At 56.6% G+C, this 14,010-nt stretch carries 10 protein-coding genes; all 10 read left to right on the top strand.

Annotated elements, in window-relative coordinates; all coding sequences use genetic code 11:
• Positions 1-113 precede the first annotated feature (113 nt).
• Entirely contained in the window at positions 114-1,829 is a 1,716-nt protein-coding gene (gene tagH / locus D9N13_RS12760; RefSeq protein ID WP_290590562.1) for a type VI secretion system-associated FHA domain protein TagH, read from the top strand.
• A 54-nt stretch (positions 1,830-1,883) separates the two neighbouring features.
• Complete coding sequence (tssJ, locus tag D9N13_RS12765; RefSeq protein ID WP_290590565.1) at positions 1,884-2,366, top strand: type VI secretion system lipoprotein TssJ; 483 nt, start codon at positions 1,884-1,886, stop codon at positions 2,364-2,366.
• Positions 2,367-2,462: 96 nt separating this feature from the next.
• Positions 2,463-3,797, top strand: a complete 1,335-nt coding sequence (gene tssK, locus D9N13_RS12770) for a type VI secretion system baseplate subunit TssK (protein WP_290590568.1) — start codon at positions 2,463-2,465, stop codon at positions 3,795-3,797.
• A 15-nt stretch (positions 3,798-3,812) separates the two neighbouring features.
• Positions 3,813-4,703, top strand: a complete 891-nt coding sequence (gene icmH / locus D9N13_RS12775; protein WP_290590571.1) for a type IVB secretion system protein IcmH/DotU — start codon at positions 3,813-3,815, stop codon at positions 4,701-4,703.
• 30 nt (positions 4,704-4,733) lie between these two features.
• Entirely contained in the window at positions 4,734-8,207 is a 3,474-nt protein-coding gene (gene tssM, locus D9N13_RS12780; protein WP_290590574.1) for a type VI secretion system membrane subunit TssM, read from the top strand.
• An 8-nt stretch (positions 8,208-8,215) separates the two neighbouring features.
• On the top strand, positions 8,216-8,941 hold the full coding sequence (gene tagF, locus D9N13_RS12785; protein ID WP_290590577.1) for a type VI secretion system-associated protein TagF: 726 nt from the start codon (positions 8,216-8,218) through the stop codon (positions 8,939-8,941).
• A 136-nt stretch (positions 8,942-9,077) separates the two neighbouring features.
• Positions 9,078-10,298 (top strand): type VI secretion system protein TssA, encoded by a 1,221-nt coding sequence (gene tssA, locus D9N13_RS12790; protein WP_290590580.1) that lies wholly within the window; start codon positions 9,078-9,080, stop codon positions 10,296-10,298.
• Between the two features lie 129 nt (positions 10,299-10,427).
• Entirely contained in the window at positions 10,428-10,946 is a 519-nt protein-coding gene (gene tssB, locus D9N13_RS12795; RefSeq protein WP_290590583.1) for a type VI secretion system contractile sheath small subunit, read from the top strand.
• The gene (tssC, locus tag D9N13_RS12800; RefSeq protein WP_290590586.1) at positions 10,946-12,436 is read left to right on the top strand and encodes a type VI secretion system contractile sheath large subunit; all 1,491 of its coding nucleotides are present in this window, start codon (positions 10,946-10,948) and stop codon (positions 12,434-12,436) included. The genes tssB and tssC (D9N13_RS12800) overlap by 1 nt, the downstream gene beginning before the upstream one ends.
• A 92-nt stretch (positions 12,437-12,528) precedes the next feature.
• Positions 12,529-14,010, top strand: coding sequence for a type VI secretion system contractile sheath large subunit (gene tssC, locus D9N13_RS12805; protein ID WP_290590589.1), 1,482 nt, complete (start codon positions 12,529-12,531; stop codon positions 14,008-14,010).

Consider the following 14,010-nt stretch of genomic DNA (forward strand, 5'->3'; position numbering starts at 1 on the left):
GTAAAAAAAAGCCAATTCCGTTATGTTGACATTCATTTATCCACTGGCGGGTCTTACCCTTCATGCCGCCTGCGATATACTGAATAAATTGTTGTATTAACTGCAGAATGACTATGACGACTTTGCGATTAACCGTGAGCAGCGCGCCACCGGACAGTACGCTGTCCGGGCAGCACATGGATATAGGTGTGACCGGAGCGACCCTGGGCCGGGCCGCTTCAAACCAATGCGTGCTGCCGGACAGCGAGCGCATTGTGTCCTCCAAGCACGCCAGTATTGCCCATGAGCTTGGCCAGTATGTGATTACCGACCACAGCACTAATGGTACCTTTATCAATGACAGCCCATCCCCCCTGGGGCCCAACAACACGGCGGTGCTCAAGGAAGGGGACAGCGTGGCCATGGGTAAGTACTTATTCACGGTGAAGCTGCTGGCGGAACAAGCGGCAGCCCCACCCAACGCGGGCACCGGCAGTTTCCTGGATGATCTGGGAGTGCCCGCGCCGGCCGCCGCGCCACCAGCACAATCCGCCCCCGCCGCAGATGCCACCGGCCTGGACGATCTGGACAAGTGGCTGGAGCCGGAGTCCGCCGCCGCGCCATCGGAACCCCGCTGGGGCGCCTCTAACGTGGTGCAGGCTGATGCCGGTTTCGAGGAAGAAAATGACCCCCTGGCCGCCATTGACCAGGCACGGCGTTCGGATGACGTGCTGGGTGGTTCCTTTTTGGATGAGGTACCCGCCGAGGATGATCAGGATTGGTGGAAAGGCAGTCAGAAAGACAGTGTAGATCCTCTGCACCAGGCCTTCGACGCTCCCCGCCAGCCGCAGACTCCCGCTTTTGATGCGGAGCCCACTCCGGTGCCGGCGCAGCCGGGCAGTGATGCGGAACCGCCGGCTTTTGCGGCGGATGACGTACCGGCGGTGGAGGATGCCGATGCTCTGGATGCACTGTTGGGCTTGGATAGTGGTGTCGCCGAGCCGGCGCCTGACATGCCAGAGCCAGCTGCTGACATGTCATCCCCCGCCATAGCAGCACAGGACATCGTGCCGGAACGCACTGAACCGCCTGTGCCGGTTCAGCCCGACGTTCAAGCAGAACCCGCAGCCCCGCAGCGGGAAGCGGCACCCGTTGCAAAGGCGCAGCAACCGGCCGCCCAAGAAGCATCTGGCAGTTCCGGCCACGGCGCAGGGGCAGCCACCCCGGCGGACACCGCCCCCCGCGAAGCTGGTGCGAGCCAGGGCGACATCGCCCCGGTGTTGGCGCAGTTGCTGGAGCTGGGTAATCTGGACCAGAAACAACTGGATGCGCTGACCCCGGAAGTGGTCTCCGTGCTGCAAGTGACCATCAGCCATTTACTGGAGTTGTTGCGCGCCCGCAGCAGCATCAAGAACGAGCTGCGCCTGGATCGCACCATGATCCAGCCGGTGGAGAACAACCCGCTGAAATTCGCGCTCACCGAGAAGGATGCATTACGTTACCTGTTTGGCGAACACTCAGGGGCTTACATGTCCGGCAGCAAAGCGGTGAAGGAAGCGTTCAACGATGTGGCCGGTCATCAGATGGCCTTGCTGGCGGGCATGCGCAGTGCCTATGAGAAGATGTTGCACAAGTTTTCACCGCAAGCACTGGAGACCCGATTTGGGGAGGCGGCCACAAAAGGTCTGCTCAGCAGTAAAAAAGCGCGCCTCTGGGATGCCTATGTGGAATACTTTGATAAACTTCAACAAGATCCCGAGACAAGCTTCAATCGTCTTTTTGGCGAGGAGTTTGCAAGTGCATACGAAACCCAAGTGGACGACATCAAATCCAGCAAGTCGGATCGCTGATGTGTCAGGTACCCTTGGCCACCATTCACCCTAACCAAAATTAAGACTGATAACATGAAGATGCCGCTTCGCCACCTTTTGCAGATTACTGTTTCCCTAGTTCTGGTGTTCACCCTGACCGCCTGTGGTACGACCCGCAAGGTGCTCAATCTGGAAACCACCGCCGAGTTCAAGCTGGTGGCCAGTCAGGATGTCAACCCCACCACCGCCGGCCGTGCCGCTCCTCTGGTAGTGCAGGTCATCACTCTGCGCGATGCCCGCCAGTTCAAGCAGGAGGATTTCCTTAATCTGTTTGAAGACCCCCAGGGGCGACTGGGCAATGACCTGATCGAGATCACCCGGTTGAAGGAGCTGGCCCCGGGGGAAAGCCGCACCGAAACCTTTAACCTGACACCGGAAGTCAAGTTCATCGGCATCCTGGGGGAATACATTCAGTATGAGGATGCCCAGGCCAAGGCAGTGATTGCCATTGAGCCGCACGCCACCAACAAGGCCCGCATCAGTCTTGAAAAGCTTAAAGTCAATATTGAAGACTGACCACACGGAAAAATGAGGCTCACGACTATCTGGATGGATGCGGAAGGAGAAGGCAGCCGGTTCCGATAAGTGAGCGAGCTCGAAGGGGAGCCCGCAATGACAATCAGTAATAAAGTGGTCTGGTCCGAAGGGTTGTTTCTGCGCCCTCAGCATTTTCAGCAACAGGACCGCTATTTTGAACGCTATATAGATGGCCGTTGCGAAGCCATCGGCGGCTATCTGTGGGGGCTGCTGGATATTACCCTGGATACGGAACTGCTCAAATTGGGCAAGGTGGGTATCAGTCAGGCCCGCGGCGTGTTTCCGGATGGCAGCCCGTTCAGTTTCCCTGATGCGGATGCCCTGCCTCCGGTGTTGAGCGTACCGGAAAACACCACCAACGAGATGGTGTATCTGTGCCTGCCGTTACGGCGAACCGGTGCCATGGAAATCGCCCAGGAGCACGGCCAGACCACCCTGGCGCGACACAACAGTATTGAAATCGAAGTGCGTAACAATGTGGGTGAACAGGGTGAACCCACGGACATCGATGTGGGTCAGCTCAATGCCATGCTCAAGTTGGGGTCGGAGGATCTCAGTGGTTACGCCAAGGTGGGTATTGCCCGAATCCAGGAGTATATTGCCGACAAGGCGGTGGTGTTGGATACCGCGTACATACCACCGATGCTGGATTGCTTGAAATCCCAGGTGATCAACAGCCACCTGACGGAAATTCATGGCTTGATCCATCATCGTGCGGAAGCACTCAGTGGCCGGCTGGCGGACAGCGGGCGTGCGGGTTCGGCCGAGATCGCTGATTACCTGCTGTTGCAGGCGTTGAACCGTATGGAACCGCTGATTGCCCACATCAGCACCATCAACCAACTGCATCCCTTGGCCTGCTTTACCGAGCTGGTGCAGATGGCCGGTGAACTGGCGACCTTTACCACGCGCAATAAGCGCCCACCTGAGTTTCCCCGTTATCAGCATGAAGAGCTGCAGCAGATATTTGATCCGGTGGTGTTGAGTCTGCGTCAGTGCCTGAGTACCGTACTGGAACAGACCGCGGTGTCGCTGGAGTTGACCGAGCGTAAATACGGTATCCACGTTGCGCCTATCTCGGATCATTCCATTATCGGCAAAGCCACCATTGTGCTGGCGGTAAAAGCGGATGTACCCGGCAATCAACTGCGTACTGCGTTCCCGGCCCAGGTAAAAATAGCGCCGGTGGAACGGATTCGCGAGTTCATCAGTGCCCAGTTACCCGGCATCGGTTTGCAGGCACTGCCGGTGGCCCCCAGACAGATACCCTATCACGCGGGCTTCACCTACTTTGAGCTGGACCGGGCCAGTGACCTGTGGAAGATGATGCAGTCTTCCGGCGGTTTTGCCATTCATCTGGGGGGCAACTTCCCCGGTCTGACCATGGAACTGTGGACCATTCGGGATTAACAACGGGAGCCACTGATGAGCAACGACGACGATAAAACCATATTCACTCCGGGCCAGCGGCAACCGTCCCAGGAAAGTTCCGAAAGCACCGTATTCATTCCCAAGCCCGGGGCGCAGCGCAGCGTGCCCGCGCCCAACGCCGGGCAGCCGGCAGCCCCTGGCCCGGCACCGGCGATGATGGCGGCGGAGCTCATGCAGGTGGAGCGGGGGTTGAATCCGGTGATCAGTGCGGCGTCTACCCTGCTGGCGGTGGCCAATAAACTGCGCAACACACCGCAACACAGTGATGTGGCCGGTTTGCATCGCAACCTGGTGGAAGAGATCAAACTGTTCGACAGCAAGCTGAAAAGCCAGAACACCCGCACAGAGATCGCGTTGGCTTCCCGCTATCAGATCTGTGCCGCCCTGGATGAGGCGGTGATGAATACACCCTGGGGTGCCCAGGCGGGCTGGGCGCAACGGTCTTTATTGAGCCTGTTTCACAAGGAAACCGCCGGCGGTGAGAAATTCTTTGCCATCCTGGCCAAAATGATGGAAGCCCCCAGTTCCAACCTGGACATCATCGAGCTGGATTATTTGCTGCTGAGCCTGGGCTTTGAAGGCAAATTCCGCATTGATCCCCGCGGCCGGGATCAGCTGGAAACCCTGCGCGACAACCTCTACCACACCATCGAAAAACTGCGGGGCGAGTTTGCCCCGGATCTGTCCCCCAATGTGGCCACCACGGTGAAAAGCAAACGCAGCCTGATGGAATTTATTCCGTTATGGGTGGTGAGCGCCGTGGTATTGGCGTTGATTCTGGTGGTCTACAGCGGGTTTCGTATTTGGATATTCCAGGCCACCGAGCCCACGGCGACACAGCTGGAAACCTTGAGCACCGAGATCTTAAAAACGGATGGGCAATAGGCATCGACACTCCTGTTATTGGAATCGTTCATGAAACGCGTAATAAGCATACTAACAAATAAAATTTTTCTGGGGTTGCTGGGCGTTATCGCGCTCTCATTGGTGATCTGGTTCGGTGCTGATTTTGTCAAATTCGGCGAAGACAACGACACCCTGTCCACCACCGCGCGGCTGTTTCTGATGCTCAGTGTGCTGCTGATCTGGTTGTTGGCGCAGCTGTTGGTTATGTGGCTGTCCCATCGCAAGAACAGCAGTATGTTAAAAGAGATCGAAGCCGATCAGGTGGACCAGGATGCGGTACGCGCCGGTGAAGAAGTGGCGGCACTGAACCAACGCTTCAGTGAAGGCATGGACATTCTGAAGCGTGCCAAGTTTGATACCGGCAAAGGCAAAGTGGCGTTGTATCAATTGCCCTGGTACATCATTATCGGCCCGCCGGGCTCCGGTAAAACCACCGCGTTGGTGAATTCCGGCCTTGAGTTTCCATTGGCGGATACGCACGGTAAAAATGCATTGGGTGGGGTCGGCGGCACCCGTAACTGCGACTGGTGGTTTACCAACGAAGCGGTGATGATCGATACCGCCGGCCGCTTTACCACCCAGGACAGCCACAAGACCGTGGACAGTTCCGCCTGGCAGGGCTTTCTTAACCTGTTAAAGAAACACCGGCCCCGGCGCCCCATCAACGGGGCTCTGATTGCCATCAGCGTACAGGATCTGCTGACCCAGCAACCGGCCCAACGCAGTTACAATGCCAAGTTGATTCGTGAACGGATTGATGAGCTGCAGAAAAGTTTTGGTGTCAGGTTTCCCATCTACGTGATGCTGACCAAGTGCGATCTGGTGGCGGGCTTCACCGAATTTTTTGCCAACCTGACCCAGCCGGAGCGCCAGCAAATCTGGGGTACCACGTTTAACATTGAATCCACTCAACAGTTGAACAGTTTACCCAGTGAACTGGATCAGTTGATTGGCCGCCTGAATGATCGTGTGTTGTGGCGCGTGCACAATGAACGGGATCCGGCCAAACGGGCATTGATACAGGCCTTTCCCCAGCAGATGGAAAATCTGAAACCGCTGCTGGTGGAATTCATGAGCGAGGCATTTGCCGCCAACCGCTTCAGTGAGCAGCCGTTGCTGCGGGGCGTGTATTTCTGCAGTGGTACCCAGGAAGGAACACCCATTGATCGCATGATGTCAGCGGTTTCGTCCAATTTTGGCTTAAGCCGTGATGCTATGCGCAATCAAAGCGGATCCGGTAAGAGCTTTTTCATCAACCGCCTGTTCCGTGACGTGGTGTTTCCGGAAGAAGAACTGGTAGGCAGTAACAAGAAACTGGAAACCAGTTTGTTGTGGTTGCGACGTGGTTATTTTGCGGTGCTGACGCTGGTTTTTGTGGTGTTGATCGGCGTCTGGTCGGTTACCCTCAGCCGCAATAATGAATACATGGCCCAGGTCAATCAGTTAATTGCCCAGTATCAATCGGAGCAGAGCAAACTGGGCCAGTTCGATCAGGATCCGGTGAACACGCTGCCGGTACTGGCGCCGTTGTACAACGCCTCGCGGGTTTACAATCAGGAAGATCATCCCTGGCTCAGCAGCGTGGGCCTGTACGATGGTTCGGTGGACGAGGCTGCAGATGCGTTGTATCTGAACGCCCTGCGCAAGGATTTTCTGCCGCGTTTCCAGTACTACCTGGAGCAGCGGCTGCAAAGCATGAACCCCACCCATCCTGAGTTGATCGATACCTTCCGCGCCTATCTGATGTTGGCGGACACCGAGCATCTGGAGCCGGCGGTGATTCGCGATTGGGCCCAGGATCAGTGGCAGCAGCGCTTGCCCGGTGAGGCCGGCAAGCAGGCCGAACTGAATGAGCATTTGAATGTATTGTTGCGTAAAGGTTTCGGCAGCGTGCAATTGAATCAGGCGGTGGTGGACAGCACCCGCTTTAAGCTGAAACAGATTCCGGCGGCCCAGCGTCTCTACAGTCAGATTCGTTCCGGCAATCTGGGTCAGGAGCAGCTGGATATCTATTCCCAGATCGGTGGCAAGTCCGCTGCCATTTTCGGTTATGGGCAGTCATCCGGTGCATTGCAGATGTCGGCGTTGTACAGTAAGCCCGGCTTCAAGTCGCTGGATTTCAGCGTCAAGTCACCCTTGCTGCAGCAGCTGGAGCGGGATCGCTGGATCTTCGGTGATGAAGAGGTGGATGACTTCACCGAAGCGGATAAAGAAAAGTTGGCGCAGGAACTGAAAAACCTGTATCTGAACGACTACAGTAGCCAGTGGCAGAGCCTGCTCAATGAATTGCACATTGCCAAATTCACCGATATGACCAGCGCCACCGCCACCCTCAAGCAAATGGCGGATCCGGTGTATTCTCCCCTGGTGGCCATCCTGAGGGTGACCAAGGAGAACACCGCACTGACTCCGGGTTGGCCTCAGCCCACGTTGCTGCCGGGTACGTCGGCGGCAACAGCGGGCGCGGCAGAAGCGATTATCGGCAAGGTGGTAAAACCCACATCGGTGGATGTGGCGTTTCGTGATATCAACCAGCTGACCACCCAGAGTGAACAGCAACCGGCGGCGGTGAATGACGTGTTGGCCGGCATCAAGGAGCTCCACGGTTACCTCAACAACATGGCGGTGTCCCCTAATCCCAATGAAGCGGCGTTTGCCGCGGCCAAGGCCCGCTACAGCACCAACAGTGCCGACCCCATTCGCAAACTGCGAATTCTGGCCACCAATGCGCCGAAGCCGGTGAGCGATTGGCTGAACGAGATGGCCGATCACAGTTGGGGTGTGATTTTACAGGGCACCAAAGCCCACTTGGACACTGCCTGGAATCAACAGGTGTATTCCGTGTACGAGCGTACGCTTGGCAGCCGTTATCCGCTGCGTAAGGTGCGGGCGGAAGCCACCGTGGATGACTTCAATCAGTTCCTGGCGCCCGGCGGGGTGGAAGCGGCGTTTGTGCAGGCCAACGTCAAACCCTTCCTGGACCGCAACTGGCGGCCCAAGGCACTGGATGGTCAGGCGGTGGCATTCACGGATGCCAGCCTCGGGCAGCTGCGTGGTGCTGACACGCTGCGCGCAGCGTTGTACCGGGCGGGGGATGCACCGGGTTACGATTTCAGTATGAAGCCCCTGAGCCTGGATACTTCGGTGGGCAAGTTTGAGTTACAGTTAGGCGAACAACGCTTCACTTATACGCACGGGCCCAAGCTCAACAAGAAAGCCAGTTGGCGCAGCGGTCGCGATACCAACATTCGGATTCTGTTCGAAGATCTGAATCAGACCCTGCACCGGGAAACCTTCACCGGTGTCTGGGCCTGGTATCGGCTGCTGGACGACGCCAGTATTCGCAAAGTGGGCAACACCACCTATCGGGCCACGTTCAATAAGGATGGACGCAAGGCGCAATACCAGCTCAGCGCCGCCAGCCGCATCAGTGGCCTGAATCTGTCGCTGTTACGTAATTATCGCTGTCCGCAGGGACTGTAGGGGGGGCCATGGCCACGGATATGGGATTTTTCGGCAAACTGCCCGGCTATGGTGATTTTATCGAGCGTCATTTGCCGCGCAGTTTTGTGGAAGTCTGGGATCAGTGGTTGCAGCGCGCCATGGCCGGCAGCCGCCAGTTACTGGGGGACCATTGGCTGGACAGCTATCTGACCTCGCCGGTGTGGCGCTTTGCCCTGTCTTCCGGTTGCGTGGACGGCCATGCCTGGCTGGGGGTCACCCTGCCCAGTGTGGATCGGGTTGGGCGTTACTTTCCCCTCACCATCGCCATGCCCATGAGCAGTAATGTGAATCTCAGTGTGGCGCTCTACCACAACGCCGAATGGTTCCAGCGTCTGCAGGAAATCGGCTTGGCCTGTTTGCAGGAATCGCCCACGGTGGACGCAGTGGTGGATGTGCTGGATGGCTTGCCCGATCCGGTATTGCGGCCGTGGCGTGCCAAGGCGGCGCACACCCGCAGCCTCGGTACCAGCGTGACACTGTATGAAGCCGGTGACGTGAAACCGGAACAAAGTGACGTGTCACTGACACAAAGCCTGCTGCTGAGTGAGTCATTACTGCGCCAGCATTATGCCAGTTACAGCCTCTGGTTCAGCGCCGGTGCGGAGCAGGCGCCGGACAACATGCTCACCAGCGAGTTTTTGCCCGATCCGGTGGGCTATGTGTCGATGCTCACCGGGCAATGGCCGGAGTACGGCTGGAATCAGGTGGAATAATGCAGTGGCAAAAGAGTGTAATTTACCAATTTGACCGGGTACCTGCCCCAGGGAGAGGGATTTTGGCTAGAATAACAGGAAGCAACGGGTCGGTACGCGAACAACAACCTACAAAACGGCGTTAAAAGGACCAGTAATGGCATCCCCACACATCATCGACATTGACGAACTGCTGCAGCCCATTTCCGCGGACTCGCCCCAGGGTTCCGATATTCGTGAGGATTCATCCCCCACCTCCCTGTATTACCAGATCAAGGATGCCCGCAATGCAGCACGGGCGGCGGAGCGGGCCAGTCTGTTCGATCCGGATGAAGCGTCCAACGTGCTCAATGAATGGCGGCCGATTCTGGATCTGGCCCCCACCATTCTGAAAGAGAACAGCAAGGATCTGGAGGTGGCCAGCTGGTTGCTGGAGGCGTTGATCCGCTTTCATGATTTCCCCGGATTGCGTGATGGCATCCAACTTACCCGGGGCCTGGTGGATCAATACTGGGATGGTTTGTACCCCGAACCCGATGAAGACGGCATAGAAACCAAGGTGGCGCCCCTGGCGGGCCTCAATGGCGACAGTGGCGAAGGCACGTTACTGGCCCCAATGCGCAATGCCCTGATCACCACCGAGAGCTCCGTGGGCGCCTTCAGTTACTGGCAGTATCAACAGGCCCGTGATGCCGCCAAGATCAGCGACCCTGACAAACGCCAGGAAAAAGAAGACACCCTGGGCTTTACATTGGCGGCCATCGAAACCGCCGTGGCTGAGGCCTCGGCCGACTACTACGTGAATCTGGTGGACGATCTGGAGCAGGCGGTGGCGGACTTCAAGGCCATGAACGACACCCTGCGTGAACACTGCAAACATGAGGCGCCGCCTTATTCCCTGATTCTGGAAACCCTGGAAGAAATCCTGCGAGCAGTACGTTTTCTGGCCAAGGACAAATTGGCGGCCGCCGCCCCTGAGGAGATCACTGTGACCGAGGAAGCCAGTACCAATGGAGCCCCAGCCACCGCAGCCCCCCGCAGCACCGGCCCTTCCGGCCCCATCGGCAGCCGTGATGACGCCCTGCGCCGATTGGAAGAAGTGGCGCAGTTTTTCCGTGCCACCGAGCCCCACACACCTTTGGTGACGGGCATTGAGCGTTTGGTGCGCTGGGGCCGTATGCCCATGAGCGAACTGATTCTGGAGCTGGTGCCGGATCCGACGGCCCGTGCCTTCTACCAGCACCTAACCGGTGCTAAGCTCAATGAAAGCGACGATCCCGCTGATGTGGCGGCCTACAACGCCACCGCCAGTACGGTCAGTGAATCCCAGCACAGCGCTGCGGACGATGCTCAGGAAGACAACAACGTGGGTTGGTAGAACCCATGTACCGAAAAACGTGAAATAGTAACAACATAGGGAAATGGAACAGAATCTGGAACGGAACATGCCTGTTGTTTATGGAAATGATGATAGCAAGACCAACGAATTCTAACGGAGGAACCACCCATGTCTGATAGCATCCACGATAAACTGAAGCGCGTTCGCAAGCCGCGCGTGCATATAACTTACGATGTCGAAACCGGCGGCGCAGAGCAGACCAAGGAACTGCCTTTTGTGATGGGCGTGATGGGTGACTACTCCGGCGACAATACCGAGAACAAAAAGTCACTGAAAGAGCGTAAGTTCGTCAATATTGATCGCGACAACTTCAACCAGGTGATGGGCAACATCAATCCCACGGTGTCCATGAAAGTGGAAAACACCCTGGCTGGTGATGACAGCGAAATGGCGGTGGATCTGTCCTTCAAGAAAATGGATGACTTTGATCCCACCGCCATCGTGAATCAGGTTGATCCGTTGAAGCAATTGCTGGAAGCGCGCAATAAATTGCGTGATCTGATGAGCAAGGCAGATCGCTCGGAAGAGCTGGAAAGCATTCTGGAAGATATTCTGCAGAACACCGATAAAGTGACTTCCATTTCGCAAGAACTGGGCCTCGATAAAAAAGAAGGGGGAGATGAATAATGGCCGAACAAGAAACTCAAGCAGAAGGCGGAGCAGAGGCCGCGGAAGGCAGTGCCAGCCTATTGGAAATGGCCATCGGTGCCACCAAGCAGACCGAGCGCGATGAAGCGCAGGATCTGCTGGCCAACCTCACCAAACAGGTGATGGATGGCACGGTTACCTGGGATCGCAACCTGACTAAAACCATCGGCAATGCCATTACCGCCATCGATGCTGCCATTTCCAAACAGCTGGCCGCGATCATGCACCACGAGAAACTGCAAAAAGTCGAAGGATCCTGGCGTGGCCTGCATCATCTGGTGATGAATTCCGAGACCGGTACCGGCTTGAAGATCCGCATGCTCAACATCGGCAAGCGGGAACTGTTCAAGGATCTGGATAAGGCGGTGGAGTTCGATCAGAGCCAGATTTTCAAAAAAATCTATGAAGCGGAATTCGGTACCGCCGGTGGTGAACCCTATGGCGCGCTGATCGGTGATTACGAGTTCTCCAATCACCCTGAGGACATCGATCTGTTGTCCAATATGTCCAACGTGGCGGCCGCCGGTTTCTGCCCATTCATCAGCGCAGCCGGCTCCAAAATGTTCGGTTTTGATGATTTTACTGAACTGTCCACGCCACGGGATTTGTCCGGAATCTTTGCCTCTCAGGAATACATCAAGTGGCGCAGCTTCCGTGACAGTGAAGATTCCCGTTTCGTTTCCCTGGTGATGCCCCGGGTATTGTCCCGCCTGCCTTACGGCGCCAATACCAAACCGGTGGAAGAGTTCGACTATGAAGAATTCGATGCCGATGAATCCGGTATGCACAAAGCTGTGGGACACGATCAATACACCTGGATGAACGCGGCCTATGTGATGGGTACGACACTGACCCGCGCCTTCGCCGAAAACGGTTGGTGTACGGCCATTCGTGGTGCCGAAGGCGGTGGTAAAGTGGAAGGCCTGCCTTCACACTTGTTCAAGAGTGATGACGGCGATGTGGATCAGAAGTGTCCCACTGAGATCGGCATCACCGACCGTCGGGAAGCGGAACTCAGCAACCAGGGTTTCCTGCCCCTGTGTCACTATAAGAATACGGATTACTCAGTGTTCTTTGGTGCCCAGACAGCGCAGAAACCCAAAGTGTATGATGACCCGGATGCCACTGCCAACGCAGCGATTTCCGCCCGCTTGCCCTACATGATGGCCACCGGCCGAATCGCCCATTACCTCAAGGTGATGGCGCGGGACAAGATCGGTTCCTTTATGGAAGCCAAAGACTGCGAACAGTGGCTGAACCGCTGGATTTCCAACTACACCAACAGCAACCCAGACGCCAGTGCTGAAATGAAAGCCAAGTTTCCCCTGGCGGAAGCGCGTGTGGAAGTCAAAGAAACACCTGGAGCCCCGGGTTCCTACAACGCCGTTGCCTATCTGCGCCCCTGGTTGCAGATGGAAGAGCTGACCACATCCCTCCGTATGGTGGCCAGTATCCCGAAAGCAGGTTAAACCTGTCGTAACGGTAGCCAGTCGGCGTGGTGCTTACCACGCCGACTGTTTTCCCGCCCCAATCAAAATGATCCGCAAACGAATTCGATGCCATGGCCAATATTGATCTTGCAGAACTGCTCAACGCTACCCAGGCCGCCGCCGCTGCCGATGGAAATCCGTTGCGGGCGTTTCTGCTGAGTGAAGCCGATGGCGACAGTTTCAGGATCTGGGTGGAGAATTTCAGTGCCCATGGCAAGCCCGCTACGTTGCCCCTACGGCAGTATCTGGCGCAGCAAGTGGCGCTGATGGATGAACTGATTGAAGAACAGGTCAATGCCATTCTTCATCACAGTCGCTTCCAGAAACTGGAAGCCTCCTGGCGCAGCCTGAAAAAACTCTGTGATGAAAGCTACCTCTATCCGGATATCAAGCTCAGGCTGTTGAATGTGAGCTGGGCGGAGGTGTGCAAAGACATCACCCGGGCGCAGGATTTTGATCAAAGCCAGTTGTTCCAACGGATTTACAACGATGAATTCGGCACCCCCGGTGGTGAGCCTTATGGTTTGCTGATCGGGGATTACTATGTCAGCCATCGGCCCTACAAGGGCCACAAATACAATGATCTGGAAGTCCTGCAGGGGTTGGCCCAGATTGCCGCAGCTTCCTTCGCCCCCTTTATATGCGGTGCCGCGCCGCAATTGTTCGGACTGGACGACTACCAGACTCTGGGCAGTCATCTGAATTTTCAGGCGGTGTTCCAACAACAGGAATACGTCAAGTGGCGGGCCTTCCGTCAGCAGGAGGACGCCCGCTTTGTCTGTCTCACTTTGCCGCGAATCATTTTGCGCAAACCCCATCAGAGTGTCGCCGGCGAACTGCCTTTTAAGGAACGCTGTGAACGGCCCCAACACTACTTATGGGGTAATGCCGCCTTCGCCTTTGCCAGCGTCATCATACGGGAGTACGGTGATATCGGCTGGTTTGCCCAGATTCGCGGTGTGCCGCGGGGGCAACTGGCCGGTGGCGTGGTGACCGGCTACGAGCCTCTGCCCATTCCTGATGGAACCGGCGTGTTCCATATTCTGACCGACGTGGTGATCACCGATGCCATTGAGCGGGAGCTCAGTGAGCTGGGTTTGATGGCACTGTGTCAGTGCTACGGTGTGCCTTTGGCGGCCTTTCACAGCAATCCGTCAGTGCACATGCCGAAGAAATTCGACAGCAAAAGCGCCACCGCCAATGCCCGCATCAGTGCCATGCTGCAACAGGTTCTGTGTGCCTCACGTTTTGCTCATTATCTGAAAGTCATGATTCGCGACAAGGTGGGTTCCTACACCACTGAAAAAGAGATCGAAGGCATGCTCACCAAGTGGTTGAACCAGTACACCACCGGACGCGACGATTTGAGTTGGGAGATGCGCGCCAAGTATCCGCTACGCGACGTGCGCTTGCAGGTGCGGGAGATGCCGGGAATGCCCGGCCAGTACACCTGCGTGATATTTCTGAAGCCTCATTACATCGCTGAAAACCTGGTATCAGAATTGAAACTCACCACCGAGCTGTCCCAGGCCGGTATCGGATCAAGGGGCTAG

Source organism: Ketobacter sp. GenoA1 (assembly GCF_003671475.1).
Taxonomy (GTDB): domain Bacteria; phylum Pseudomonadota; class Gammaproteobacteria; order Pseudomonadales; family Ketobacteraceae; genus Ketobacter.